Annotated in this window: 23 protein-coding genes, 3 tRNA genes and 1 pseudogene; 9 read left to right on the top strand and 18 right to left on the bottom strand. The window is 67.7% G+C overall.

What is annotated here, in order from left to right; genetic code table 11:
- The gene (locus tag BN118_RS12915; protein ID WP_010931092.1) at nt 1-432 is read right to left on the bottom strand and encodes a lipoprotein; all 432 of its coding nucleotides are present in this window, start codon (nt 430-432) and stop codon (nt 1-3) included.
- 246 nt (nt 433-678) lie between these two features.
- Here BN118_RS12915 and BN118_RS12910 point away from each other — a divergent pair, with 246 nt between their 5' ends.
- Nucleotides 679-1,182 (top strand): peroxiredoxin, encoded by a 504-nt coding sequence (locus BN118_RS12910; protein ID WP_003809348.1) that lies wholly within the window; start codon nt 679-681, stop codon nt 1,180-1,182.
- 77 nt (nt 1,183-1,259) lie between these two features.
- Nucleotides 1,260-2,660, top strand: a complete 1,401-nt coding sequence (locus BN118_RS12905) for an MFS transporter (RefSeq protein ID WP_010931094.1) — start codon at nt 1,260-1,262, stop codon at nt 2,658-2,660.
- Between the two features lie 74 nt (nt 2,661-2,734).
- Here the strand turns inward: BN118_RS12905 and BN118_RS12900 are convergent, their stop codons facing one another.
- Together BN118_RS12900 and bioB are read right to left on the bottom strand one after the other, a co-directional pair.
- Entirely contained in the window at nt 2,735-3,610 is an 876-nt protein-coding gene (locus tag BN118_RS12900) for a membrane protein (protein ID WP_010931095.1), read from the bottom strand.
- Entirely contained in the window at nt 3,607-4,614 is a 1,008-nt protein-coding gene (gene bioB / locus BN118_RS12895) for a biotin synthase BioB (RefSeq protein WP_023853546.1), read from the bottom strand. The genes BN118_RS12900 and bioB overlap by 4 nt, the downstream gene beginning before the upstream one ends.
- A gap of 467 nt (nt 4,615-5,081) precedes the next feature.
- Here bioB and BN118_RS12890 point away from each other — a divergent pair, with 467 nt between their 5' ends.
- Together BN118_RS12890 and BN118_RS12885 are read left to right on the top strand one after the other, a co-directional pair.
- Nucleotides 5,082-5,387, top strand: coding sequence for a DUF4148 domain-containing protein (locus BN118_RS12890; RefSeq protein ID WP_010931097.1), 306 nt, complete (start codon nt 5,082-5,084; stop codon nt 5,385-5,387).
- 90 nt (nt 5,388-5,477) lie between these two features.
- Nucleotides 5,478-6,068, top strand: coding sequence for a TetR/AcrR family transcriptional regulator (locus tag BN118_RS12885; protein ID WP_003819753.1), 591 nt, complete (start codon nt 5,478-5,480; stop codon nt 6,066-6,068).
- Nucleotides 6,069-6,215: 147 nt separating this feature from the next.
- Here BN118_RS12885 and BN118_RS12880 read toward each other — a convergent pair whose 3' ends face one another.
- From BN118_RS12880 to BN118_RS12865, 4 genes are all read right to left on the bottom strand, one after another.
- Nucleotides 6,216-7,232: an IS110-like element IS1663 family transposase gene (locus BN118_RS12880; protein ID WP_010930525.1), complete on the bottom strand. Its 1,017-nt coding sequence runs from the start codon at nt 7,230-7,232 to the stop codon at nt 6,216-6,218.
- 235 nt (nt 7,233-7,467) lie between these two features.
- Nucleotides 7,468-7,544, bottom strand: a tRNA-Asp gene (locus BN118_RS12875).
- A 35-nt stretch (nt 7,545-7,579) separates the two neighbouring features.
- Nucleotides 7,580-7,655: transfer RNA gene (locus tag BN118_RS12870), tRNA-Glu, on the bottom strand.
- Nucleotides 7,656-7,686: 31 nt separating this feature from the next.
- Nucleotides 7,687-7,762, bottom strand: a tRNA-Ala gene (locus BN118_RS12865).
- Nucleotides 7,763-8,062: 300 nt separating this feature from the next.
- On the opposite strand from BN118_RS12865, the gene BN118_RS12860 reads away from it, so the two are divergent.
- Nucleotides 8,063-9,070, top strand: a complete 1,008-nt coding sequence (locus BN118_RS12860) for an aldo/keto reductase (RefSeq protein ID WP_003819773.1) — start codon at nt 8,063-8,065, stop codon at nt 9,068-9,070.
- Here the strand turns inward: BN118_RS12860 and lnt are convergent.
- The 5 genes from lnt to miaB form a co-directional block, all read right to left on the bottom strand.
- On the bottom strand, nt 9,067-10,710 hold the full coding sequence (gene lnt / locus BN118_RS12855) for an apolipoprotein N-acyltransferase (protein ID WP_014905918.1): 1,644 nt from the start codon (nt 10,708-10,710) through the stop codon (nt 9,067-9,069). The genes BN118_RS12860 and lnt overlap by 4 nt on opposite strands.
- Complete coding sequence (locus BN118_RS12850) at nt 10,707-11,594, bottom strand: HlyC/CorC family transporter (RefSeq protein ID WP_010930149.1); 888 nt, start codon at nt 11,592-11,594, stop codon at nt 10,707-10,709. Before BN118_RS12850 ends, lnt begins: the two co-directional genes overlap by 4 nt.
- A 140-nt stretch (nt 11,595-11,734) precedes the next feature.
- Nucleotides 11,735-12,208 carry an rRNA maturation RNase YbeY gene (ybeY, locus tag BN118_RS12845; protein WP_041166194.1) on the bottom strand — a complete coding sequence of 158 codons (474 nt, stop codon included), beginning with the start codon at nt 12,206-12,208 and terminating at the stop codon, nt 11,735-11,737.
- Nucleotides 12,198-13,220, bottom strand: coding sequence for a PhoH family protein (locus BN118_RS12840; protein WP_010930151.1), 1,023 nt, complete (start codon nt 13,218-13,220; stop codon nt 12,198-12,200). Before BN118_RS12840 ends, ybeY begins: the two co-directional genes overlap by 11 nt.
- Entirely contained in the window at nt 13,217-14,644 is a 1,428-nt protein-coding gene (miaB, locus tag BN118_RS12835) for a tRNA (N6-isopentenyl adenosine(37)-C2)-methylthiotransferase MiaB (RefSeq protein WP_015041211.1), read from the bottom strand. Before miaB ends, BN118_RS12840 begins: the two co-directional genes overlap by 4 nt.
- A gap of 156 nt (nt 14,645-14,800) precedes the next feature.
- On the opposite strand from miaB, the pseudogene BN118_RS21375 reads away from it, so the two are divergent.
- Nucleotides 14,801-15,511: pseudogene (locus BN118_RS21375) on the top strand (phosphatase PAP2 family protein).
- Nucleotides 15,512-15,565: 54 nt separating this feature from the next.
- On the opposite strand, the gene BN118_RS12825 reads toward BN118_RS21375, so the two are convergent.
- The 6 genes from BN118_RS12825 to queA form a co-directional block, all read right to left on the bottom strand.
- Entirely contained in the window at nt 15,566-16,582 is a 1,017-nt protein-coding gene (locus BN118_RS12825) for an IS110-like element IS1663 family transposase (protein ID WP_010930525.1), read from the bottom strand.
- Between the two features lie 331 nt (nt 16,583-16,913).
- On the bottom strand, nt 16,914-17,849 hold the full coding sequence (gene secF, locus BN118_RS12820) for a protein translocase subunit SecF (protein ID WP_003809411.1): 936 nt from the start codon (nt 17,847-17,849) through the stop codon (nt 16,914-16,916).
- 49 nt (nt 17,850-17,898) lie between these two features.
- The gene (gene secD / locus BN118_RS12815; protein WP_010930154.1) at nt 17,899-19,779 is read right to left on the bottom strand and encodes a protein translocase subunit SecD; all 1,881 of its coding nucleotides are present in this window, start codon (nt 19,777-19,779) and stop codon (nt 17,899-17,901) included.
- A 66-nt stretch (nt 19,780-19,845) separates the two neighbouring features.
- On the bottom strand, nt 19,846-20,190 hold the full coding sequence (yajC, locus tag BN118_RS12810) for a preprotein translocase subunit YajC (protein ID WP_003809416.1): 345 nt from the start codon (nt 20,188-20,190) through the stop codon (nt 19,846-19,848).
- A gap of 144 nt (nt 20,191-20,334) precedes the next feature.
- On the bottom strand, nt 20,335-21,471 hold the full coding sequence (tgt, locus tag BN118_RS12805) for a tRNA guanosine(34) transglycosylase Tgt (protein WP_014905916.1): 1,137 nt from the start codon (nt 21,469-21,471) through the stop codon (nt 20,335-20,337).
- Entirely contained in the window at nt 21,468-22,541 is a 1,074-nt protein-coding gene (gene queA, locus BN118_RS12800) for a tRNA preQ1(34) S-adenosylmethionine ribosyltransferase-isomerase QueA (protein ID WP_023853534.1), read from the bottom strand. Before queA ends, tgt begins: the two co-directional genes overlap by 4 nt.
- 157 nt (nt 22,542-22,698) lie before the next feature.
- Between queA and dacB the strand changes: the two genes are divergently transcribed.
- From dacB to BN118_RS12785, 3 genes are all read left to right on the top strand, one after another.
- Complete coding sequence (gene dacB / locus BN118_RS12795; RefSeq protein ID WP_003809423.1) at nt 22,699-24,135, top strand: D-alanyl-D-alanine carboxypeptidase/D-alanyl-D-alanine endopeptidase; 1,437 nt, start codon at nt 22,699-22,701, stop codon at nt 24,133-24,135.
- Between the two features lie 90 nt (nt 24,136-24,225).
- The gene (upp, locus tag BN118_RS12790) at nt 24,226-24,867 is read left to right on the top strand and encodes a uracil phosphoribosyltransferase (protein WP_010930157.1); all 642 of its coding nucleotides are present in this window, start codon (nt 24,226-24,228) and stop codon (nt 24,865-24,867) included.
- Between the two features lie 334 nt (nt 24,868-25,201).
- A complete protein-coding gene (locus BN118_RS12785) occupies nt 25,202-26,218 on the top strand; it encodes an IS110-like element IS1663 family transposase (RefSeq protein ID WP_010930525.1) in 1,017 nt (338 codons plus the stop codon).
- Nucleotides 26,219-26,283: the final 65 nt, after the last annotated feature.

Below are 26,283 nucleotides of genomic sequence, written 5' to 3'. Positions count from 1 at the left end.
TCAGTCGGCGGGCTGGTCTTCGGGCAGTCCGTCGGTCGCCTCGGCGATCGCCTGTTTCATTTCGTCGTAGGTCATGGCGCGCTCGCGCTGGAAGCTGGCCAGCGCGCCGGTGCAGCCGTCCACCCCCGAGGCGCGCATATCCGCCATCATTTCGGCGCCTTCCTGCTGGCCGCGCGCATAGCGCTCGTCGAAACTGTCGAAGGCATAGTGGTACTCATCGGCGTAGCGCCGCAGGTTCAGCCGCCAGGTTTCGGCGTGCTGGGCCAGGTCCGGGGGCGAGGCGCCGCAGGTCCGCGCCGCGCCGTTGGCCGCGCCCGAGGTGAGCACGATCTGGTCGAAGATGGCCTGGCCGGCCGGATCGGCGCCGGCCTGGGCGCAGGCCGCGCCGCTTGCGGCCGCCAGCAGCAGGGCGGCCAGGAAATGTCTGCTCATGAAGAGGCCTCCACAAGGCGCCGCGCCGGGCGGCGCGGGCGCGGCACGCGTGTGCCGCAATCCTGCATTATGGCCAAAGCCGCGCCGCGCCGCGCCGCGCCTGGGCCGTTGGCCGTTTTGAGTCGTTTCAGACTGTGCGGGGTTTTTTCCGCCCCGCGGCGCGCGGCGCGAAATCCGCGCAGGAACTATGATTGAGCTTTGCCGCGCCCGCCCGGGCGCACCTCACCCGAGAAACCGGAGAGCCTCATGACCATCAAAGTCGGCGATCGCGTGCCCGACGGCACGTTGACCGAATTCATCGAAACCGAAACCGCCGGCTGCACGCTGGGGCCCAATGCCTTCCAGGTCGCCGACCTCGTCAAGGGCAAGAAGATCGCCCTGTTCGCCGTGCCGGGCGCGTTCACGCCGACCTGCTCGGCCAAGCACCTGCCCGGCTATGTCGAGCAGGCCGCGGCGCTGCGCGCCAAGGGCATCGACGAAATCTGGTGCGTGGCGGTCAACGACGCGTTCGTGATGGGCGCCTGGGGCCGCGAGCAGCAGGCCGGCGGCAAGGTGCGCATGCTGGCCGACGGCTCGGCCCTGTGGACCACCGCGCTGGGCCTGGAACTGGACCTGGTGCAGCGTGGCATGGGCGTGCGCTCGCAGCGCTATTCGGCGCTGATCGACGACGGCGTAGTCAAGCAGCTCAACATCGAGGCGCCTGGCAAGTTCGAAGTCAGTGACGCCGCCACCATGCTGGCCCAGGCCTGAGCCTTACGTAGTTGCTGTATGCCGCGGGCCATCGAGGCCCGCGGCCCGTTTTGCCGCAAGCGGACATCCGTGTTTCCATGCTAACCACGATTTCTTCATTCTCGTCGCTTTACTTCGCGACCCTGCTGATGCTGATCGGCACGGGCTTGTTCAATACCTATATGGGGCTGCGGCTGACCGCGCAGTCCGTCAACGAGATCTGGATCGGCGCGCTGATCGCAGGCTACTACCTGGGGCTGGTGTGCGGCGCGCGGCTGGGACACAAGCTGATCATCCGGGTCGGCCATATCCGGGCCTTCGTGGCCTGCGCCGCCGTGGCTACCAGCATGATCCTGGCGCAGGCGCTGGTCGACCACCTGCCGCTGTGGCTGCTGCTGCGCCTGATATCGGGCATCGTGATGGTCACCGAGTTCATGGTGATCGAAAGCTGGCTCAACGAACAGACCGAAAACCACCAGCGCGGCCGTGTCTTCTCGGTGTACATGGTGGTATCCGGCCTGGGCACGGTCCTGGGGCAACTGGCCCTGACGGCCTACGCCACGCTCGACGACGGCCCGCTTACCCTGGTGGCCATGTGTCTGGTGCTGTGCCTGGTGCCGATCGCCGTGACGGCGCGCTCGCACCCGCCCACGCCGCTGCCCGCGCCGCTGGACCTGCGCTTTTTCGCCAGCCGTGTGCCGCTGTCCCTGACCGTGCTGTTCGTGGCGGGCAACCTGTCCGGCGCGTTCTACGGGCTGGCGGCCGTCTATGCCGCCAAGCACGGCCTGTCCACGTCGCAGTCGGCCATTTTCGTGGCCGCCGCGGTAACGGCCGGGTTGCTGTCGCAGTGGCCGATGGGCTGGCTGTCCGACCGCATCAACCGCGCCGGCCTGATCCGCTTCAACGCGGCGGTGCTGGTGCTGCTGCCGGTGCTGATGTGGGGCTGGATCGTGCTGCCGTACTGGGCGATGGTGGCGCTGTCGTGCGTATTCGGCGTGCTGCAGTTCACCCTGTACCCGCTGGGCGCCGCCTTCGCCAACGACCACGTCGAGCCCGAACGCCGTGTCGGCCTGAGCGCCATCCTGCTTATGACCTACGGCGTGGGCGCCTGCCTGGGGCCGCTGATCGCCGGTGTCATGATGTCGCTGGGCGGTCCCGGCATGTACTACGTGTTCATTTCCGCCTGCGCCGTGATCCTGGTCTGGCAGGTGCGGCCGGCGCGCGTTACCGGCGCCCACCAGGTGGATGAGGCGCCGGTGCACTTCGTGCCCATGCCCGACACCCTGCAAAGCTCGCCGGCGGCCGTCGCGCTCGATCCGCGCGTCGACCCCGACGTGGACATCACGATGGAAATGGCCGACCCCGGCCCCGATGTGGTCGAGCCGCCGGCGCCGGCCGGCCCGCCCGCGCCGGCCGCCGACAGCGAAAGCACGAGCGCGCCGCAGGCCGGCGAGCAGGCCGCGCCAGACGACGCGGCAGCCCGGCGCACCGGAACCTGAGGCGCGCGGCCTGGGGAGCGACTGCCGCGGCAAAGGGAGCCTGTCCCCGCTGGGACAGGCTCCCGGGTATGTAGTTACCACGGCAGCATGGCGGCGATGGCCGCCAGGGCCAATGCCAGGCCGGCCAGGTTGAGCGCGCTCAGGCGTTCGCGAAACGCCAGTGCGCCCACCAGGGTGCCCGCCGTGATGACCCCCATGTTCATCGCGCCGAATACCAGGGCAGGGTGGTCCGGCAGGCTTTGATGCGCGCGCACGTAGGTGAGGATATTGCCGAAGTTGGCCAGGCCCAGCGCCACGCCGGCCAGCGCGTGGCGGGCTTGCCAGCGGGTGCGCCGGATGCACAGGTAGGCCAGCGTCAGCAGGCCCGCGGCCACGAACGTCGCCAGCAGGCCGGCCGAAAACGCCGTGCCGCTGCGCGCCAGCTGCTTGAACAGGATATCGATCACGCCGTAGCCGGCCCATACCGCCAGCGGCCACATCCATGCCGCGCGGCGATCGTCCGGCGCGTCGTCCGCCGCTGCGCCGGCGGGCGCGCGGCGGCGCAGCAGGCAGGCCAGCGCCGCGAACGCCAGCGCGATCGCGGCCAGCTTGCGCGCAGTCAGGCTTTCGCCGAACAGCGCGAAGGCGGCCAGCAGCGGAATGAACAGCGACAGGCGCTGCGCCGCGTCGCTCTTGACGATGCCGGCGTAGCGCACCGAGCGCGCCATGGCGACGAACACCGTGGGCAGCAGCACGGCCAGCGCGGCCAGCACCGGCACGCCCTGCATGGCCTGGCGCAGCGCCTGCGCATCGGGGCGCAGCAGCAGCCAGCAAAGGGCCGCCGCCACGGCGTAGTTCACCGCGATGGCCTGGCGCACGTCGATGGCGTGGCGGCGCGCCAGTTTCAGGAGCACCGCCACGGTGACGCTGCAGGCGACGCTGGCCGCCAGGTACAGCAGGCCCTGGTTCATGCCTGGCCCGCCGCGCAGGGCAGGCCCTCGGCGCGCATGCCCAGGCGTTGCAGCAGTCGCCGGTCGGCCTCGACCTGCGGGTTGCCGGTGGTCAGCAGCACATCGCCATAGAAGATCGAGTTGGCGCCGGCCATGAAGCACAGCGCCTGCTCGCTGTCGCTCATGGTCTCGCGGCCCGCCGACAGGCGCACCTTGGCCAGCGGCATGGTGATGCGCGCCACGGCGATGGTGCGGATGAACTCGAACGGATCCAGCGTTTCGGCGCCCGCCAGCGGCGTGCCTTCGACTTGCACCAGGTTGTTGATGGGCACCGACTCCGGATAGGGCTCCATGTTCGTCAGCTGGGCGACCAGGCCGGCGCGGTCGCGGCGCGATTCGCCCATGCCGACGATGCCGCCGCAGCACACATTGATGCCGGCCTCGCGCACCTGTTGCAGCGTATCCAGGCGGTCCTGGTAGGTGCGCGTCGAAATGATCTTGCCGTAGAACTCGGGCGCGGTATCCAGGTTGTGGTTGTAGTAATCCAGCCCGGCGGCTTTCAATTGCTCGGCCTGGCCGTCGCGCAGCATGCCCAGCGTGACGCAGGTTTCCATGCCCAGCGCCTTGACCGCGCCGATCATTTCGGCCACCGCTTCCAGGTGATGCGGTTTGGGGCTGCGCCAGGCCGCGCCCATGCAGAAGCGTTGCGCGCCGTTGGCCTGCGCCGCGCGCGCCGCGCGCACCACCTCGTCCAGCGGCATCAGCTTGTCGGCGTCCACGCCGGTATCGTAGTGGGCCGATTGCGGACAGTACGCGCAATCCTCCGGGCAGCCGCCGGTCTTGATCGACAGCAGGCTGGACAGCTGCACCGTGTTGGCGTCGAAGTGCTGGCGATGCACCTGCTGGGCGCGATGCAGCAGGTCCAGGAACGGCAGCTCGAACAATTCGGCGACCGCCGCCAGGGGCCAGCGCTCGGCGCTGGGCGGACGGACGGGAGCGGGGACGGGAACGTAGGCCGTATGCATGGGGCGGGGCTCCATAGGGGCGGTGGACGGGCGGCTGGGCGCCAGGGCAATGCGGCCGATCGTAGGAACGAATCGGCGATTTGGGCAATATCCCGTATTTAAGTGAAAATGACAGAGTGTTGATTGGAATTGGCAGGAATAAGGAGATTTTGCGGCGAGAGCGACGTTAACGCGATGCGATCTTCCCGCAGGCGGAGGCGCCGAATTATTGTTTCCATGTGTAAATCATTGCCGGCCTGAGGCCTGTGCGGCTGGTGTTGCCGCCAAGTGGCGTCTTATCAAGTTACAAAAAACCCCGAAACCAGGCTTGCGCCATCTATCTACTAGTAGGTAATATTCATCCATCGACGCAGCAATCCCGTTTCATGCGGCATCGATGCAGCAAGGCTTACCGGCCTTTTTTATTTATCGGCTTATCTATCTACACATAGATAGCTCAACGCAGCATCCTCTATCGGAGATTGACCATGAACCGCATCGCTACCGCCCTGATTCTTTCCGCTTCCGTATTCGGCGTCGCCCAGGCCGGCGAGCTGGACTATCCGCCCGCCATCGAAAGCGCCAGCGCCCTCAGCCACACCCAAGTGCAGGCCGAGTTGCAGGCCGCCCGCACCCAGGGGCTGATGGCCGCCGGCGAGCAGGACTACCCGATCGCCGCCTATGCCGCCGCCAGCACGGTGTCGCGCGAGCAGGTGCGCGACGAACTGGCCGCCGCGCGCGCGCAGGGCCTGACCGAGTCCGGCGAACTGGCCTATCCGCCCGTCGCGGGTTGAGCCATGCCGGCTCGCTGCGCCGCTTGCCGCGTGAACCCGTTCTGGGTTAACCCGCTATCGCCCCAACCTACGTATAGGTAAAATTCGATCATGGACACGCCAAGCACAAACACCACCCGCGAGCAGCTGCTCGACTACGCGCAGAAGTTGATCCGCACGCGCGGCTGCAATGGCTTCAGCTATCGCGACCTGGCCGATCACGTGGGCGTCAAGACGTCCAGCGTGCATTACTACTTCCCGTGCAAGGACGACCTGCTGTACGAAGCCGTCGAGAACTACACCGGCTCCGCGCTGGAAACCCTGCGCGGCATCTCGCCCACGCTGCCCGCCAAGGAGCGGCTGGACGCCTATATCGCCATGGTCGAGTCGCACAGTTGCCAGGCCGACCAGCTTTGCCTGGGCGGGATGCTGGCTGCCGAACTCAACACCTTGCCGGAACGCGTGCGCGCCGCGCTGCAGGCCTTTTTCACGGTCGAGGAAAACTGGCTGGCCAAGGTGCTGGCCGACGGTGCGCGCGAAGGCACGCTGCGCTACGCCAGCACGCCGGAGAAGGCCGCGCGCGCGCTGTTCGCCACGGTGCAGGGCTGTCTGCTGGGCGCGCGCCTGTTCCAGCGCCCGCCCGAGTTGCGCGAAGCCCTCGGCGCGCTGTACGTCCAGTGCGGCGCAAGCCCGGCGCACTGAGCGCCGGCGTGTCCCCATGACGAACGGCCGCCGCGAGCGGCCGTTTGCTTGTCTGGCGGCGGATCGGTGCCTGTCCCTGCGGGGACAGGCACCCCCGAGAGTTTGCGGGTGCCAGTCCCCCTGCGGGGACAGATACCGTCTTGGCAGTCAACCGTTCATGGCGTAATTGGGCTGGTAGGGGATGCGGTTTTTGAGGACCCCGAAGCACAGATGCACCAGTTTTCTCATGGCCGCGCCCAGCGCGGCCTTTTTGCTTTTTCCTGCTTTGAGCAGGCGCTGGTAAAGGGCGCGGATGTGGGGGTTGTGGCGGGTCCCAACCAGGGCCGCCATGTATAACGTGGCGCGCACCTGGGAGGGGCCGGCTTTGGACAGGCGTGCGCAGCTGTTCAGACTGCTGCCGGATTGGCGCTGCACAGGGACCACCCCGAGATAGGCGGCCAGGCTCTGGGCGGAGTCGATATGCCGATTGTGCATGACGGCCAGGATGGCGTTGCCGGCCTGAGGCCCGATGGCGGGGATGGAGTTCAGCAGCTCGCAGTCTTGCTTGAGGTCGGGGTGGTTGTCGATGTGCTGATCGATCGCCCGCTCGATTTGTTTGATCTGTTCGCGCAAGAACGCGATGGCCTTGTCGATGGAACCATCGACCAAGGGCGCCGAGGGGCTGAACTGGCTCTTCTCTTTGCGATTGAGCTCACGCAACAGATCCTTGCTCAGCGCCTCGCGTCGCGTCAACAAGGCGCGCAGTTGACGCGCATGCAAGGGCGCCGGGTGCCACAGCGCCGGGCTCAGCGTCTGTCCATAGCGAGCCAGCACGTAGCTGTCGAGCGCATCATTTTTGGAGCGCAGCGCCAAGGCCTTGGCAAAGTCCCGGGCCTGGGCGGGATTGACCAAAGAGACCCGGACCTGGGGCAGCGCCGTGGCCGCTTGCTCGTGATACAGACCCGTAGGCTCCAGGATGGCGTGCAACTGCGCCGGCTGTGCGCCGTGTTTGGCGCACCACGCCAGCAGGGCTTGTACGCCCGCGGCGGTGTTGACCACCACCTTGGTCTTACGCTTGTCAGCCTCAGCCGTCAGCAACGTGCAATCCAGCTTGGCCTTTGATACATCAATACCTATGAAAACATGGACTTGGCCTCCTGCAGATAACAAACTGCTGTCAGCCACTGCGCCCACTTGCCTTGTACATACAGGGTCCTCGCCCTACGATACCGTCCAGTGTCTCGCCGGCCCAGCAGTGCGCTGCCGAGCCGCTATCTGTCCCACAAAGTCCTCGCTTTGGGCACCAACTCGCGGTCATCGGCGCGCGGTGGTGATAGCTAATCACCACCGGAGGAAAGATACAAGGCACCCGGGAAGAAAAAAAGCCAGTTGCTTACGCAACTGGCTTTTCGGAATTTTTTGGCGGAGCGGACGGGGCTCGAACCCGCGACCCCCGGCGTGACAGGCCGGTATTCTAACCAACTGAACTACCGCTCCGCAGCGGCGTAACTTCTACACCATGCCAGATGAACTGGCGTCCCCTAGGGGATTCGAACCCCTGTACTCACCGTGAAAGGGTGATGTCCTAGGCCTCTAGACGAAGGGGACAGGACTGGTACTACTTTACTTCGCCTTGGACTGGTGGAGGTAAGCGGGATCGAACCGCTGACCTCTTGCATGCCATGCAAGCGCTCTCCCAGCTGAGCTATACCCCCGGTGTAAAACATCCTAATCAAGCTGGTAACTCAACCGCATTTCTGCTGAAATTTCGATTTTCGTTGCCGGTTTGTTTAGTGCCGTTGGCGAAGAAACGAGATTATGCACGAGTTTTTTGTGGCGTGCAAGTCAGGGGGAAATAAATCGGTGTGGCCCAGCCTTGCGCCTGCCCCCCGGTTTGAGTACGGCGCCGACCTGTCCTAATCTTTGCGCAGCCCGGCCGCGGGCGCATGCCTATCACGCAGGAGCACGCCATCATGAGCACTTCGTTTCCCACCCAGAGGCTGGGCGCCACCGATATGCGGATCACGCGCGTGGGTTTCGGCGCCTGGGCGATAGGCGGGCCGGGCTGGTCCGTGGGCTGGGGAGCGCAGGACGACGGCGAGTCCATCCGCGCCATCCGCCACGCGGTGAACCGCGGCATCAACTGGATCGACACCGCGGCCGTCTACGGGCTGGGCCATTCCGAAAGCCTGGTGGGCCGCGCGCTGGCCGGCATGCCGCCTTCGGAGCGGCCCTATGTCTTCACCAAGGGCGGCCTGGTGGGCTCGCCCGCCGACCCCATGGCCAAGCCGCGCCGTATCGGCGCCCCGGACAGCCTGCGGCGCGAGGTCGAGGCGTCGTTGCGCAGGCTCGGCGTCGAAGCCATCGATCTGTACCAGATGCACTGGCCGGCCGGCGACGGCACGCCCCTCGAAGTGTATTGGCAAGCGCTGCTCGACCTGCGCCAGGCCGGCAAGGTGCGCCACGTCGGCCTGTCCAACCACAATCTGGCGCAGGTGCAGGCGGCCGAGCAGCTGGGCCACGTCGAAACGCTGCAACCGCCGTTCTCGGCCATCCGCCGCGAAAGCGCCGCGGACCTGCTGCCCTGGTGCGCAAGCCACGACACCGGCGTCATCGTCTACAGCCCCATGCAGTCGGGCCTGCTGTCGGGCGCCTTCAGCGCCGAGCGCGCCGCGGCCTTGCCGGAAGGCGACTGGCGCGCCCGCAACGCCGAGTTCATGGCGCCGCGGCTGGCGGCCAATCTCGAGTTTGCCGATGCGCTCAAGCCGATCGCGCAGCACCACGGCGCCAGCGTGGGCGCGATTGCCGTCGCCTGGGCGCTGGCCTGGCCCGGTGTCACCGGCGCCATTGCGGGCGCACGCAGCGCCGAGCAGGTCGATGGCTGGCTGGGCGCGGCGACGCTGGAGCTGGATTCCGATGACATGCGCCAGATTGCCGATGCGCTGGCGCGCACCGGCGTGGGCGGCGGGCCCTTGCTGCCGCCGCCCGACGAGGCGGCGCTTGCGCTGACGGCCCGGCCCTAGGGCTGGCGCGGCCGGCGGCCGCGCGCCGCCGCGGCGATCAGCAGCAGGCCGATCAGCGCCAGCGCGGGCTTGTCGCCGAAGCGGGCGTACGGCGTCAGGCCGGTCATGCCCTGTACGGCGACCGGCAGCACGCCGGCGCGGTCGGCCGGCAAGGCGGCGGCAACGCGTCCGCGCGCATCGATGGCGGCGGTGATGCCGGTGTTGGTGGCGGCCACCATGGGGCGCGCCGTTTCCATGGTGCGCAGCCGGCCGATCTGCAGGTGCTGGCGCAGCGCCCAGGTGTTGCCGAACCAGCCGAGGTTGCTGACATTGGCCATGATGGTGGCGCCAGGGCGGCCGTCGGGGCCATCCTGCAGCGCCGGCAGCAGTTCGGGGCCGAACAGGTCTTCGTAGCAGATGTTGAAGGCGATGCGCTGGCCCGCGATGTCGAAACTGGGCTGGCGCGCGGCGCCGCGGTCGAAGTCGCCCAGCGGGATGTCCAGCATGTCGACGAACCAGCGGAATCCCGGCGGTACGTATTCGCCCCAGGGCACCAGGTGCTGCTTGTCGTAGCGCATGGCGGTGGTGCCGGTGCGCAATTGTTCGACGGGCGTGCTGGCGTCGAAACCGATCACGCTGTTGGTGTAGCGGTGTCCCGTGGCGCCGTCGGGCTGCATGTGCAGCGGCACGCCCATGGCGATGCGGGTGTCGGCGCGCCGCGCCACCTCGATCCAGGCGTCCCAGACGCTGGCGGGCAACTGGTCCTGGAAAACGGGCAGGACGGTTTCGGGCAGGATGATCAGATCGGGCTTGGGTTCGCCGGGGCGCGGCGGCAGCGAGGCCAGTTCGAGGTGCCGCCGCAGCCCGGTTTCCAGCAGCGCCGGATCGAACTTCTGCGACTGCTCGACGTTGCCCTGCACCAGGCGCAGGTGCAGCGGCTTGCCTTCGGGCCGCGACCAGCTGAACTGGCCGAGCAGCCAGCCGGCGCCCGCCAGCAGCAGCGCCACCCCGGCGGCCAGCGCCTGGCGGCTGTCGATGCGTCCCGAGGCCGATTGCCACAGGCCGGCCAGCGCGGCGGCCGCGAAGGCGGCCAGCAGCGCCATGCCGTGCACGCCCAGCAGCGGCGCCCAGCCGGCCAGCGGGCTGTCGACGTGCGCGTAGCCGATGTTCAGCCACGGGAAGCCGGTCAGCACCACGGCGCGCAGCCATTCGAGCGCGGCCCAGCAGGCGGCCCAGGTGGCGGCCGTGTAGAGCGTGCGGCGCGCGCGCGCCGGCGGGCTGGCGTCCCAATGGGGCGGGCACAGCCAGCGCGCGGCGGCGCAGGCCAGGCCCGGAAACAGCGCCAGGAACGCCGACAGTGCCAGCACGCCCGCGGCCGCCAGCGGCGCGGCCAGTCCGCCGTAGTCGTGCATGCTGACGTACATCCAGTACAGGCCCAGGCTGAAGCTGAACATGGCGAACAGCCAGCCGCGCGCCAGCGCCCGCCGCGCCGAAGGCGCCTGCAAGCTGGCATGCGCGGCCACCGCCAGCGCGATGACCTGCACCGGCGCCAGCGACCAGGCGGGCAGGGGATCGGGGGCGAAGCTCAGTGCGTGCGCGGCGCCCGCGGCGGCCAGGATGGCGGGTTGGCGCCAGGCTGGCCCCTTGCCGGCCGGGCTCATTCAGCGGCGCTCGCCGGAGGCTGTGCGCCCGCGTTGCGGCGCACGCGCAGCCACAGGGCGCGCCGCGCGTCGGCGCGCACCACTTCGATATGCAGGCCGTCGTGGTCGGCGCTGTCGCCGCGGCGCGGAATGCGCCCCAGCTGGCCGCCCAGCCAGCCGCCCACGCTGTCGTACTCGTCGTCGGGCAGGTCGGTGGCGAAGGTGGCGTTGAAATGGCTGATGTCCGTCGAGGCAGTCAGGCGCCATTGGTTCTCGCCTTCGGGGAAGATCGATTCTTCCTCGTCCTCGTCGAATTCGTCCTCGATGTCGCCGACGATCTGTTCCAGCACGTCTTCCATGGTGACCAGGCCGGAAATGCCGCCATGCTCGTCGATGACGATCGCCAGGTGGTTGCGGCTGGCGCGGAACTCGCGCAGCAGCACGTTCAGGCGCTTGACCTCGGGGATGAACACGGCCGGCCGGACCAGCGAGCGGATATCCAGCGCCGGCTCGAGCATGTAGCGCAGCAGGTCCTTGGCGAGCAGGATGCCGATGATGTTGTCGCGGTCGTCTTCGTAGACCGGAAAGCGCGAGTGCGCGGTCTCGATGATGGTGGCGAGCAACTGCGGCAGCGGCTGGGAGATATCGAGCAGATCCATGCGCGAGCGCGGCACCATGATGTCGGCGACGGTGCGCTCGGACACGGCCAGCGCGCCCTTGATCATGGCGTAGGACTCTGCGTCGAGCAGCTCGCGCTCGTGCGCGGCTTCGAGGATGGCCTTGATGCCTTCGCGGTCTTCAGGCTCGCGCCGCACCAGGGAAAGCAGGCGGTCCAGCAGGGATTTGGGAGGGGATTTGGCGGCGCGCTGAGCGTGCGCCTCGGTAGCAGGGTAAGGGTCGGACATCGTCCAGGCGGACAAGTTGGTAAAGATTCAGCATAACCGAATATTTGGCGCAAGTTGTTACGCAGCGCTCCGATTTTGCATACAACAGCGGCCATTGTTCCCCGATTTGGGGCGCATTGGCGCCAATCTGCGCGGCGCCGTCAGGCGGCCAGATAGGGGTCGGCGATTCCCATGCGCGCCAGCACGGCGGTCTCCAGGGCCTCCATGCGCCGCGCTTCGCCGGCCTTGATGTGGTCGTAGCCCAGCGCATGCAGGGTGCCGTGCACCGTCAGGTGGGCGGCATGGTCGAGCAGCGTCTTGCGCTGTTCGCGCGCCTCGCGCGCCAGCACCGGCACGCACACGACGATGTCGCCGCGCGCCACCCCGTCGGGGCCGGTGCCGTATTCGAACGTGAGCACGTTGGTGGCGTAGTCGCGGCCACGGAATTCGCGGTTCAGGCGCCGGCCCTCGGCCAGCCCCACCAGGCGCAGGCCGAGTTCGACGCCGGCCAGCCCGGCATGCCCGTCGCCGGCGGCGCCGGCCAGCGCATACTGGACCCAGCGGCGCAGCCGCCAACGCGGCAGCCGCGCGTCGGCCACGCCGTACTGCACCGACAGCGACAGCTCAGTCGCCATTGGCGGCCGCCTGGTCGTAGGCGTCGACAATGCGCGCCACCAGCGGATGGCGCACCACGTCGCGGTTGGTGAAGCGGGTCGTGGCGATGCCCTGGACTTCCTCGAGCACCTGCACGGCGTGCGCCAGCCCGCTTTGCTGGCCGCGCGGCAGGTCGACCTGCGAGGGGTCGCCGGTAATGACGGCCTTGCTGCCGAAACCGATCCGGGTCAGGAACATCTTCATCTGCTCCGGCGTGGTGTTCTGGGCCTCGTCCAGGATCACGAAGGCGTGGTTGAGGGTGCGCCCGCGCATGTAGGCCAGCGGGGCAATCTCGATGGTCTGCTTCTCGAACAGGCGCTGCACGCGCTCGAAGCCCATCAGGTCGTACAGCGCGTCGTACAGCGGCCGCAGGTAGGGGTCGACCTTCTGCGCCAGGTCGCCCGGCAGGAACCCCAGCCGCTCGCCGGCCTCGACGGCCGGCCGGGTCAGCACCAGGCGCTGCACCGTGTCGCGTTCCATGGCGTCGATGGCGCAGGCCACCGCCAGCCAGGTCTTGCCGGTGCCGGCCGGCCCCACGCCGAACGTGATGTCGTGCTTGAGGATGTTGTTCATGTAGTCGCGCTGGCGCGGCGTGCGCGGGCGCAGGTCGGTGCGGCGCGTGCGCAGCACCACGCCGCCGCTCTCGTCGTCGACCGGCGGCAGCGTCTGGTCCAGTTCGCGCGGGTCCGCCTGGACCTCCACCGGGCGGCCCACGCCGATCTCGACCAGGCCGAGCTGGATGTCGTCGACCGACAGCGCGCGGTGGGTGGCCTGCTCGTGAAAGCGCCGCAGGGCCCGTCCGGCCAGTTCGGCCTGTTCGCCCTCTATCGTGACCCGGCTGCCGCGGCGCGCCAGTTTCACGCCCATGCCGTCGGCGAGCTGGCGCAGGTTCTCGTCCAGCGGGCCGCACAGGTTGGCGAGGTGGATGTTGTCGCCATCGAGATTGACGATGGCGGGCATGGTGCGGCGGGCGCGGCTGCGGGAAGTGCTCATTCGGCTCCGGATGTGTCGCGTTCGATGCCGGCGACACGGCCGCGCAGCGAGTTGGTGTGGGCGTGGGTGACGACGACGTCGACCATGTGGCCGATCAGGCGCGGCACGCCGGGAAAGTTGACGATACGGTTGTTCTCGGTACGGCCCATCAGCTCGTTGGGGTCGCGCCGCGAAGGGCCTTCGACCAGCACGCGCTGGCGGGTGCCGATCATGCCCTGGGCGATGGCCGCGGCCTGCTGGTTGATGAGCGCCTGCAACTGCTGCAGGCGGCGCAGCTTGACGTCCTGCGGCGTGTCATCGTGCAGGTCGGCGGCCGGCGTGCCGGGCCGGCGCGAATACACGAACGAGAACGAGGTGTCGAAGCCGACGTCCTCGATCAGCTTCATGGTCTTCTGGAAGTCCTCCTCGGTCTCGCCCGGGAAACCAACGATGAAGTCCGAGGACAGCGTCAGGCTGGGGCGCGCAGCGCGCAGGCGGCGCACCACGGACTTGAACTCCAGCGCGGTGTAGCCGCGCTTCATGGCCGCCAGCACCCGGTCGCTGCCGGCCTGCACCGGCAGGTGCAGGAACGACACCAGCTTGGGCAGCCGTGCGTAGGCGTCGACCATGCGCTGGGTCATTTCCTTCGGATGCGAGGTGGTGTAGCGGATCCGTTCGATACCGGGAATCTCGTGCACGTATTCCAGCAGCATGGCGAAATCGGCGATTTCGCCGCTGTCGCCCATGGCGCCGCGGTAGGCGTTGACGTTCTGGCCCAGCAGCGTGACTTCCTTGACGCCCTGGTCGGCCAGGTCGGCGACCTCGAGCAGGACGTCGTCGAAGGGGCGCGACACTTCTTCGCCGCGCGTGTAGGGCACCACGCAGAAGCTGCAATACTTGCTGCAGCCTTCCATGATGGACACGAACGCGGTGGCGCCGTCGACGCGCGGCGGGGGCAGGGCGTCGAACTTCTCGATCTCGGGGAAGCTGATGTCGACCTGCGACACGCCCTGGGCGCGGCGGCGCTTGATCAGGTCGGGCAGCCGGTGCAGGGTCTGCGGGCCGAACACCACGTCGACATAGGGCGCGCGCTTGACGATGGCCTCGCCTTCCTGGCTGGCCACGCAGCCGCCCACGCCGATCACCAGGTTGGGGTTCTGCTTCTTGAGGTGCTGTACCCGGCCCAGGTCGGAGAACACCTTCTCCTGCGCCTTCTCGCGCACGGAACAGGTGTTGAACAGGATGACATCGGCATCCTCGGGGTTGTCGGTCAGCTCCAGGCCCTGGTCGGCGCGCAGCACGTCGGCCATCTTGTCCGAGTCGTACTCGTTCATCTGGCAGCCGAAGGTGCGGATATACAATTTGCCCAGGCCCTGGGCGGCGGTGGCCGGCGTGCCGGCATCGGACGGGCTGGCGCCGTCGCGTTTGACAGTGGTTTCTTGCATGGCGGTCGCCGTGACGGGTGTAGATCCCGGGAGCGTAAGTGGACGAAACCGCCCATTTTAGCCTGTCACCCGCGGACGGTCTTGGCGGTGTCGTATTTGGCAAGTACTATTGCTGGCCGCCGGGTTGCGGCTATCCGGCCCTCATCCCATTCCCTCATGACCGCAGAACCGATCACCGCTTTCCCCCCGCCCAAGCCCGGGCTGCCCGGCCAGGGGCTGGCCGGCCTGTTGCACCGTTGCCTGGTGCCCGTGCTGCTGCTGCTGGGGTGCGCCGCCTGGCTCGACCGGCCGCTGACGCTATGGATCAACCGCAGCGTGTCGCCGCAGGTCAATACGGTGTTCGACTACATCGGCAACCTGGGCGACAGCGGCACCTACGTGGCGCTGGGGCTGGCCGCCTATATCCTCGGCCTGCAAGGCATGCTGCGCGGCTGGGCCGTGCCGTGGGGCTGGACCTGCGAGAAAATCGCGCGTGCGGGCATGCTGCTGCTGGCCACGCTTACCGCCGGCGGGCTGGCGACCTGGGTGCTCAAGAACGTCGTGGCGCGCGCGCCCCGAAGTGCTGCTTGACGACGGCATCTACGGCATGGGCCGCATGTTTGCCGGCAACCCCTTCAATTCGTTCCCGTCCAGCCATACCCAGACGGCGTTCGCCGTCGCGGCCGTGCTGGGCATCCTGGCGCCGCGCTGGCGCTGGCCGCGCTGGTGGCGATCAGCCGGGTCATCAACCGCGACCACTACCTGTCGGATGTCTGCGCCGCGGCCCTGATCGCCGTGGTGGCGGCCTACGCCATCAAGCCGTACGTGCTGTCGCCACGCTACACCTGGCCGCTGCGCGCGCCCTGGCGCTGGCGCAAGCGCGGCTGAAGGGCAGCGCCTGTCGGGTGCCTGTCCCCGTGGGGACAGATACCGTCTTGGCAGTCAACCGTTCATGGCGTAATTGGGCTGGTAGGGGATGCGGTTTTTGAGGACCCCGAAGCACAGATGCACCAGTTTTCTCATGGCCGCGCCCAGCGCGGCCTTTTTGCTTTTTCCTGCTTTGAGCAGGCGCTGGTAAAGGGCGCGGATGTGGGGGTTGTGGCGGGTCCCAACCAGGGCCGCCATGTATAACGTGGCGCGCACCTGGGAGGGGCCGGCTTTGGACAGGCGTGCGCAGCTGTTCAGACTGCTGCCGGATTGGCGCTGCACAGGGACCACCCCGAGATAGGCGGCCAGGCTCTGGGCGGAGTCGATATGCCGATTGTGCATGACGGCCAGGATGGCGTTGCCGGCCTGAGGCCCGATGGCGGGGATGGAGTTCAGCAGCTCGCAGTCTTGCTTGAGGTCGGGGTGGTTGTCGATGTGCTGATCGATCGCCCGCTCGATTTGTTTGATCTGTTCGCGCAAGAACGCGATGGCCTTGTCGATGGAACCATCGACCAAGGGCGCCGAGGGGCTGAACTGGCTCTTCTCTTTGCGATTGAGCTCACGCAACAGATCCTTGCTCAGCGCCTCGCGTCGCGTCAACAAGGCGCGCAGTTGACGCGCATGCAAGGGCGCCGGGTGCCACAGCGCCGGGCTCAGCGTCTGTCCATAGCGAGCCAGCACGTAGCTGTCGAGCGCATCATTTTTGGAGCGCAGCGCCAAGGCCTTGGCAAAGTCCCGGGCCTGGGCGGGATTGACCAAAGAGACCCGGACCTGGGGCAGCGCCGTGGCCGCTTGCTCGTGATACAGACCCGTAGGCTCCAGGATGGCGTGCAACTGCGCCGGCTGTGCGCCGTGTTTGGCGCACCACGCCAGCAGGGCTTGTACGCCCGCGGCGGTGTTGACCACCACCTTGGTCTTACGCTTGTCAGCCTCAGCCGTCAGCAACGTGCAATCCAGCTTGGCCTTTGATACATCAATACCTATGAAAACATGGACTTGGCCTCCTGCAGATAACAAACTGCTGTCAGCCACTGCGCCCACTTGCCTTGTACATACAGGGTCCTCGCCCTACGATACCGTCCAGTGTCTCGCCGGCCCAGCAGTGCGCTGCCGAGCCGCTATCTGTCCCACAAAGTCCTCGCTTTGGGCACCAACTCGCGGTCATCGGCGCGCGGTGGTGATAGCTAATCACCACCGGAGGAAAGATACAAGGCTCCTAGGGCGGAAGTGCCTGTCCCGGCGGGGACAGGCACCCTATCGCTCCCCAAGTGGGGACAGGCGCCTCGCGCATCGGGGCTGCATGTAAAAAAACCCTGCCCGGCCGCATTTGGCCGGGCAGGGTTTTTTACTACCGGGAACGGTCTCAGGCGATTTCGACTTCGTCGCCGTCCTTCTTGACCGGCTTGACCAGGTCCTCGCGCTTGACGCCCATCCACATGGCCAGCGCGGCGGCGACGAACACCGACGAGTAGATGCCGAACCAGATGCCGATGGTCAGCGCCAGCGAGAAGTAGTGCAGGGTGGGGCCGCCGAAGAACAGCATGGCCAGCACCATCATCTGCGTCGAGCCGTGGGTGATGATGGTGCGCGAGATCGTCTGCGTGATCGCGCTGTTGATGACTTCCTGTACCGAGGCCTTGCGGTACTTGCGGAAGTTCTCGCGGATCCGGTCCATGATAACGACCGATTCGTTGACCGAGTAGCCCAGCACCGCCAGTACCCCGGCCAGCACCGCCAGCGAGAACTCCCACTGGAAGAACGCGAAAAAGCCCAGGATGATGACCACGTCGTGCAGGTTGGCGATCACGCCCGCCACGGCGAACTTCCATTCGAAGCGCAGGCCCAGGTAGACCATGATGCCGATCACCACGACCAGCAGCGCCATCAGGCCGTTGTGCAGCAGCTCCTGGCCGATCTGCGGGCCGACGAACTCGACCCGGCGCAGCTCCACCGCCGGATCGGCCGCCTTCAGCGCGCCCATCACGGTTTCGCTCTGGGTGGCCGAGGTCTGGCCTTCGGCGATCGGCAGGCGGATCATGACATCGCGCGAGGTGCCGAAGTTCTGCACCTGGAAGTCGGTGTAGCCCAGCGTGCCGATGGCCGTGCGCACCTGGTCGAGCTGGGCGGTCTGGGCATAGCTGACCTCCATGACCGTGCCGCCGGTGAACTCGATCGACAGGTGAAAGCCGCGCGTGATGATGAAGAACACGGCCGCCAGGAACGTGACCAGGCTGATGATGTTCAGCACCAGGGCATGGCGCATGAACGGGATGGTGCGATGAATCCGGAAAAATTCCATGTTTCGCCTTGCGTATCAGGACGGCGGGCGGCAGGGCCGCCCGCATCGATCAGTTTGCCTTGGGTTTCCAGACGGTGCCGATGGAAATGCTCGACAGCTTCTTCTTGCGGCCGTACCAGAGGTTGGCCAGCGCGCGCACGCCCACCACCGACGAGAACATCGAGGTGACGATACCCAGGCAGTGCACCACGGCAAAGCCGCGGATCGGGCCGGAGCCGAACGCCAGCAGCGCCAGGCCGACGATCAGCGTGGTGAGGTTGGAGTCCAGGATGGTGCCCCACGCGCGCTCGAAGCCATGGTGGATGGCCTGTTGCGGCGTGGCGCCGTTGCGCAGCTCTTCGCGGATGCGCTCGTTGATGAGCACGTTGGCGTCGATGGCCATGCCCAGGGTCAGGGCGATGGCCGCGATGCCGGGCAGGGTCAGGGTTGCCTGCAGCATCGACAGCAGCGCCAGCAGCAGCAGCACGTTGACCGTCAGGCCGATGGTCGAGAAGATGCCGAACAGGTGGTAGTACACGATGATGAAGATGGCGATCGCGATGAAGCCATACAGCGTCGAGTAGAAACCCTTGGCGATGTTGTCCGCGCCCAGGCTGGGGCCGATGGTGCGCTCCTCGATGATGGACATGGGCGCGGCCAGCGCGCCGGCGCGCAGCAGCAGCGCGGTGTCGGCGGCTTCCTCGGCGGTCATGCTGCCCGAGATCTGCACCTGGCCGCCGCCGATTTCGCTGCGGATGACCGGCGCGGTGACGACTTCGCCCTTGCCGTTCTCGAACAGCAGGATGGCCATGCGCTTGCCGATGTTGTCGCGCGTGACGTCGCGGAAGATGCGCGCGCCCTTGGAGTCCAGCGTCAGGTGCACGGCCGGCTGCTGGGTCTGGCCATCGCGGCCGGGCTGGGCGTCCTGCAGGTTTTCGCCGGTCAGCACCACCTGGCGGCGCACCAGCAGGGGGCGGCCGTCGCGGTCGGTGTAGCGCTCCAGGCCGAACGGCACGCTGCCGGCGGCCAGGGCCGATTGCGCCGCCGGGCTGTCGTCGACCATGCGGATCTCGAGCGTGGCGGTGCGGCCCAGCAGCTCCTTGGCCTTGGCCACGTCCTGCACGCCGGGCAGCTGCACGATGATGCGGTCGGCGCCTTGCTGCTGGATGACCGGCTCGGCCACGCCCAGCTCGTTGATGCGGTTGTGCAGGGTGTTGATGTTCTGCTTGAGGGCGGTGTCCTGCACGCGGGTGACCGCGGCCGGGTTGAGCATGCCCGTCAGCTGCAGCTTGCCGCCGTCGCTGGTTTCGGTGAACTGCAGGTCGGGCAGGCGCGAGCGCAGCACGTCGCGGGCGCGGTCGCGTTGTTCGGCGGTGGCGAAAGTGGCCACGACCGACTGGCCCGAGCGCTCGATGGCGCCGACTTCGGCCTTCTGGTCGCGCAGCGCGCTGCGCACGTCGGCCACCAGCGAGTCATAGCGCGCCGTCAGGGCGCCCTGCATGTCGACCTGCAGCAGGAAGTGCACGCCGCCGCGCAGGTCCAGGCCCAGGTACATGGGCTTGGGCTCGAACCAGCCCAGCGACCGCATCCAGGGCGGCGAGGCGGGCAGCAGGTTGAGCGCCACGGTGTAGTGGGGGTCGCCGGCCACGGTGTTGAGCGTGCGGTCGATCAGGTCGCGCGCCTGCAGCTGCACGTCGGTGGACGGAAAGCGCGCGCGCACCGTGCCCAGCGTGCCGTTCTGCTCGTAGTAGACGCTGTCGACCGGCAACTGGGCGTTTTCGATGATCTGCTGGACCTGCTCCAGCGTGGCCTGGTCGACCTTGATCGTCGCCTTGGCGGACGAGACCTGGACGGCGGGGGACTCGCCGTAGAAGTTGGGCAGGGTATAGAGCAGGCCGATGACGACCGCAACCAGGACCGTGATGTATTTCCAGAGGGGATAGCGGTTCATTGCCGGCTACTTCGTGCGGTGGGGGTGAGCGGAACAAGGCCCCGCCACGCGGGGCCTTGTGTGACCTTACAGGGCCTTGATGGTTCCCTTGGGCAGGACCGCGGACACGGCGGTCTTCTGCATCACCACTTCGACCGGCTTGTCGGCCAGTTCGGAGACTTCCACGGTGATATAGCTGTCGGTAACCTTGGAAACCCTGCCCAGCATGCCGCCCGAGGTGACGACCTCGTCGCCCTTGGACAGGGCGGCGACCATGTTGCGATGTTCTTTCTGGCGCTTCATCTGCGGGCGGATCATCAGGAAATAGAGGATCACGAACATCAGAACGATGGGCAGCATGCCCATCAGCGCGTTGCCTTCGGCCGGCGCGGCCTGGGCCAGCACGAGGCCAGCGGTATCGATAGCAGACATTGGTGTGTACTCCTGGTTGGTTGTTCGAGTCTATTTAGGTTGTCTGTATGCCTGTCCCCCGCGCGAGCCTTGGACAGGGCAAGCCGACTATTGTAGCGATGTTGGCGCGGCGCAACGAGGGCCGCGCCGCCGGGGGGGCCGGCCCTAGTCGACCCCGCGCGCGCGATCGGCGGCGAACTGGGCGCGCCAGGCCTCGAAGCGGCCGGCGGCGATCGCCTCGCGCATTTCTCCCATGATGGCCAGGTAGAAGTGCAGGTTGTGCAAGGTGTTCAGGCGCGCGCCGGTGATTTCGTTGGCGCGCTGCAGGTGGTGCAGGTAGGCGCGCGAGAAGTGGCCGCAGGTGTGGCAGGCGCAGCTGGGGTCGAGCGGGCGCGTGTCGTCGCGGTACCTGGCGTTGCGGATCTTGACGTCGCCGTAACGGGTGAACAGCCAGCCGTTGCGCGCGTTGCGGGTCGGCATGACGCAGTCGAACATGTCCACGCCGCGCGCCACCCCCTCGACCAGGTCCTCGGGGGTGCCCACGCCCATCAGGTAGCGCGGTGCCTGCGCCGGCAGGCGCGGCGTGACATGCGCCAGGATGCGCATCATGTCTTCCTTGGGCTCGCCCACCGACAGCCCGCCGATGGCGTAGCCATGAAAGCCGATTTCGGCCAGCCCGGCCAGCGACTCGTCGCGCAGCGCCTCGTACATGCCGCCCTGCACGATGCCGAACAGCGCGTTGGGGTTGCCCAGCCGGTCGAACTCGTCGCGCGAGCGGCGCGCCCAGCGCAGCGACATGCGCATCGAGCGGGCGTCTTCGTCGATGCTGGCGGGGCGCCCATCGATTTCGTACGGCGTGCACTCGTCGAACACCATGACGATATCGGAATTCAGCGAGCGCTGGATGCGCATCGACTCCTCGGGCGTCAGGAACAGGCGCGCCCCGTCGATGGGCGAGGCGAATTTCACGCCTTCCTCGGTGATCTTGCGCATGCCTTGCAGGCTGAAGACCTGGAAGCCGCCGGAGTCGGTCAGGATGGGCTTGTCCCATTGCATGAAGCCGTGCAGGCCGCCGTGCTTTTCCATGATGGCGGTGCCGGGGCGCAGCCACAGGTGGAAGGTGTTGCCCAGCACGATCTGCGCGCCGATGTCCTCGAGCTCGTGCGGCAGCATGGCCTTGACGCTGCCGTAGGTGCCGACCGGCATGAAAATGGGGGTCTCGACCACGCCGTGGTTGAGCGTCAGGCGGCCGCGGCGGGCGCCGCCGTCGGTGGCCAGCAGTTCGAATTGCAGTCCGGTCATGGGGCGGGGGTCTCGATGAACATGGCGTCGCCGTAGCTGAAGAAGCGGTAGCGTTCGGCGACCGCGTGGGCGTAGGCGCGGCGGATCGGCTCCACGCCGGCCAGCGCCGACACCAGCATCAGCAGCGTGGATTGCGGCAGGTGGAAATTGGTGAGCAGGGCGTCGACGGCCCGGTAGCGGTAGCCGGGCGTGATGAACAGCCGCGTATCGCCCTGCGCGGCGGCCAGCGGCCCGTCCTGCGCCTGGGCGGCGGCCGATTCCAGCGCGCGCACGCTGGTGGTGCCCACCGCCACGATGCGTCCGCCGTGCGCCCGTGCCCGGGCGATGGCGGCCACCGTGGCTTCGGGCACCGTGTACCACTCGGCGTGCATGATGTGCTCGGCGAGGTTCTGCACCCGCACCGGCTGGAAGGTGCCGGCGCCCACGTGCAGCGTCACGAAGGCCCGTTGCACGCCCTGGGCGGCCAGTTGCTCCAGCATGGGCTGGTCGAAGTGCAGGCCCGCGGTGGGCGCGGCGACCGCGCCCGGCTCGCGCGCATAGACCGTCTGGTAGCGCCGTTCGTCGGTCGCGTCGGCCGCATGCGTGATGTAGGGGGGCAGCGGCGTGGCGCCGTGGGCGTCGAGCAGGTCCAGCACCGGCGCGGGAAAGCGCAGGTCGAACAGCTCCCCCTCGCGGCCCAGCACTTCGGCCTCGAAGGCCTCGGCCAGGCGCAGGCGCATGCCCGGCCCCGGCGACTTGCTGGCGCGCACGTGCGCCAGCGCGCGGTCCGGCGCCGTGATGCGTTCGACCAGCACCTCGACCTTGCCGCCGGTGGCCTTCTGGCCCGTCAGGCGCGCCTTGATCACGCGCGTGTCGTTGAACACCAGCAGGTCGTGCGGGCGCAGCAGCCCGGCCAGGTCGGGAAAGCGGCGATCGTGCAGCCGGCTGGCCGCGTCCAGGTGCAGCAGGCGGCTGCCGCCGCGCTCGGCGGCCGGGCTCTGGGCGATCAGCTCGGGCGGCAGGTGATAGTCGAAATCGGCAAGCGTAAGAGGGGTGGGCACGCGATACGTTCTATGGAAAGCCGCGGCCAATGGCGGCCGCGTTGGACAGCCCGCTATTGTATGCGAGGGGCCCGCGCGGCCCGCCGGCCAGGCAGCGGCGCCGAAAATGTGTCCGCGTGCGCCGCTGCGCGCCAGCTTAGGTATGCTTGCATTCTTGAACGAAAGAACATGTAACAGGCAGGGAGCGATGCGGCGGGCAGGCAAACAAGGCAAGTGGCAACAATGGCTGGCCGGCGTCATGCTGGCGCTGGGCGCCGCCGGCGCGGCGGCGCAGGGCCTGCCGTCCAGTCTGGTGGCGGCCTGGAAGGCGACCAAGCTGCCCGACCAGTCCCTTTCGCTGGTGGTGCAGGAGATCAACGGCCCGCGGCTGGCGACGCTCAACGCCAAGGAGCCGCGCAATCCGGCTTCCGTCATGAAGCTGGTGACGACCTGGGCCGCGCTGTCCGAGCTGGGGCCCAGCTACGCGTGGCGCACCGAATTCCTGACCGAGCCCGGCAATCGTCCGGATGCCCACGGCGTGCTGCGCGGGCCGCTGTACCTGCGCGCCGGCGGCGATCCGCAGCTGCTGCTGCAGGATTTGTGGGCCCTGCTGCGCGAGCTGCGGCTGCGCGGCGTCAAGCAGATCGGCGACCTGGTGGTGGACCGCAGCATTTTCGGGCAGGTGGCCATCGATCCCGGCGCCTTCGACGGCGCCTCCGACCGGGCCTACAACGCCAGCCCGGACGCCCTGATGGTGGGCTTCGGCGCGCAACGCCTGCTGTTCACGCCCGACGCCGCGGCGCGCAAATGGGTGCCGATGATCGATCCGCCGCTGCCGGGCCTGCGCCTGGAAGGCGCGGTCGAGTGGAGCGACGTGCGTTGTCCGGGGCCGCCGGTGGTCGGCACCGAGCCGGTGGTGACCCAGCAGGGCGTGTCCATCCGCCTGAGCGGCAAGGTGGCCGGCTCGTGCGGCGAGTTCAGCCTGTACCGGCTGGCGCTGTCGCAGCCCGAGTACGCCAGCGCGGTGTTCCGCCTGCTCTGGCGCGAACTGGGCGGCACCCTCAAGGGCCAGATCCGCAGCGGCGTCGTGCCGCCGGACGCTGTGGTGCTGGCCAGCCACGACTCGCCCACCCTGGGCGAGGCGATCCGCACCATCAACAAGCGCAGCAACAATGTGATGGCGCGCACCCTGCTGCTGACCCTGGGCGCCGAGCGCGGCCGCCGGCCGGCCACCGTCGAGAGCAGCGGCGTGGTCGCCCGCACCGTGCTGGGCGCGCAAGGGCTGGAAATGCCCGAACTGGTGATCGACAACGGCTCCGGGCTGTCGCGCGAGGGCAGGGTGTCGGCCGACAGCCTGGCTTCCATGCTCACGGTGGCCTGGAATTCGCCCCTGATGCCGGAATTCATCTCGTCGCTGGCCATCGCCGGCGTGGACGGGACGGTGCGGCGGCGCCTCAAGGGCAACGGCGCGCAGGGCATGGCCCACCTGAAGACCGGCTCGCTGCGCGATGTACGGGCGGTGGCCGGCTATGTGCTGGGAGCCAGCGGCAAGCGTTACGTGGTGGTCAGCATGGTCAACCACGAGAACGCGGCCGCCGTGCGGTCGTTCGACGACGCGCTGGTCGCCTGGCTGGCCGAACAGTGATTGCCCGCCAACCGGCTTAAAATCCGCATGTTCCCGTCGGCGGCCCTGCGCCGCCGGCCATTCGAGAGCCATTTACTGGAGATTCCGCACATGCCTGTGCATGAAATCCGCCATCCGCTGATTCGCCACAAGCTGGGCATCATGCGCCGCGCCGACCTCAGCACCAAGAGCTTTCGCGAGCTGTCGCAGGAAGTCGCGGCCCTGCTGACCTACGAGGCGACCAAGGACATGCCGCTGGCGCCCGCCAGCGTCGAAGGCTGGTGCGGCACCGTCGAGGTCGACAAGATCACCGGCAAGAAAGTGACCGTGGTGCCCATCCTGCGCGCGGGCATCGGCATGCTCGACGGCGTGCTGAGCCTGATCCCGGGCGCCAAGGTCAGCGTGGTCGGCGTGGCCCGCAACGAAGAAACCCTGCAGGCGCATACCTACCTGGAACGCCTGGTGGGCGAGCTGGACCAGCGCCTGGCCCTGATCGTCGACCCGATGCTGGCCACCGGCGGTTCCATGGTCGCCGCCATCGACATGCTCAAGCGGGCCGGCTGTCGCGAAATCCGGGCGCTGACCCTGGTCTCGGCGCCCGAAGGCATCGACGCCGTGCTCAAGGCGCATCCGGACGTGCAGATCTACACGGCCTCGATCGACCAGGGCCTGAACGAGAACGGCTACATCATGCCCGGCCTGGGCGATGCCGGCGACCGCATCTTCGGCACCACGCAGAAGCACGCCGAATAGCGCGCCGTGCGGACCCGCCCGCCCACAGGAAAACCGCCTTGCAGGCGGTTTTTTTTTGCCGCCGGGCCGCCCCAAGGCAAAAAGCCCCCTCGGGGGGCAGCAAGCCCGCCCAGCGGGCGCAGCGTGGGGGGGGTTTGCTCGGCTGAGCGGGTGCCTTGTATCTTTCCTCCGGTGGTGATTAGCTATCACCACCGCACGCCGATGACCGCGAGTTGGTGCCCAAAGCGAGGACTTTGTGGGACAGATAGCGGCTCGGCAGCGCACTGCTGGGCCGGCGAGACACTGGACGGTATCGTAGGGCGAGGACCCTGTATGTACAAGGCAAGTGGGCGCAGTGGCTGACAGCAGTTTGTTATCTGCAGGAGGCCAAGTCCATGTTTTCATAGGTATTGATGTATCAAAGGCCAAGCTGGATTGCACGTTGCTGACGGCTGAGGCTGACAAGCGTAAGACCAAGGTGGTGGTCAACACCGCCGCGGGCGTACAAGCCCTGCTGGCGTGGTGCGCCAAACACGGCGCACAGCCGGCGCAGTTGCACGCCATCCTGGAGCCTACGGGTCTGTATCACGAGCAAGCGGCCACGGCGCTGCCCCAGGTCCGGGTCTCTTTGGTCAATCCCGCCCAGGCCCGGGACTTTGCCAAGGCCTTGGCGCTGCGCTCCAAAAATGATGCGCTCGACAGCTACGTGCTGGCTCGCTATGGACAGACGCTGAGCCCGGCGCTGTGGCACCCGGCGCCCTTGCATGCGCGTCAACTGCGCGCCTTGTTGACGCGACGCGAGGCGCTGAGCAAGGATCTGTTGCGTGAGCTCAATCGCAAAGAGAAGAGCCAGTTCAGCCCCTCGGCGCCCTTGGTCGATGGTTCCATCGACAAGGCCATCGCGTTCTTGCGCGAACAGATCAAACAAATCGAGCGGGCGATCGATCAGCACATCGACAACCACCCCGACCTCAAGCAAGACTGCGAGCTGCTGAACTCCATCCCCGCCATCGGGCCTCAGGCCGGCAACGCCATCCTGGCCGTCATGCACAATCGGCATATCGACTCCGCCCAGAGCCTGGCCGCCTATCTCGGGGTGGTCCCTGTGCAGCGCCAATCCGGCAGCAGTCTGAACAGCTGCGCACGCCTGTCCAAAGCCGGCCCCTCCCAGGTGCGCGCCACGTTATACATGGCGGCCCTGGTTGGGACCCGCCACAACCCCCACATCCGCGCCCTTTACCAGCGCCTGCTCAAAGCAGGAAAAAGCAAAAAGGCCGCGCTGGGCGCGGCCATGAGAAAACTGGTGCATCTGTGCTTCGGGGTCCTCAAAAACCGCATCCCCTACCAGCCCAATTACGCCATGAACGGTTGACTGCCAAGACGGTATCTGTCCCCGCGGGGACAGGCACCCTGGCCTGCGGGGCGGGACCGGGCACA

The sequence above is a fragment of the Bordetella pertussis 18323 genome, from assembly GCF_000306945.1.
Classification (GTDB): Bacteria; Pseudomonadota; Gammaproteobacteria; order Burkholderiales; family Burkholderiaceae_B; genus Bordetella; species Bordetella pertussis.
The sequence above is the reverse complement of the archived record's forward strand: the minus strand, read 5'-3'. Positions and strand labels throughout refer to the sequence as shown.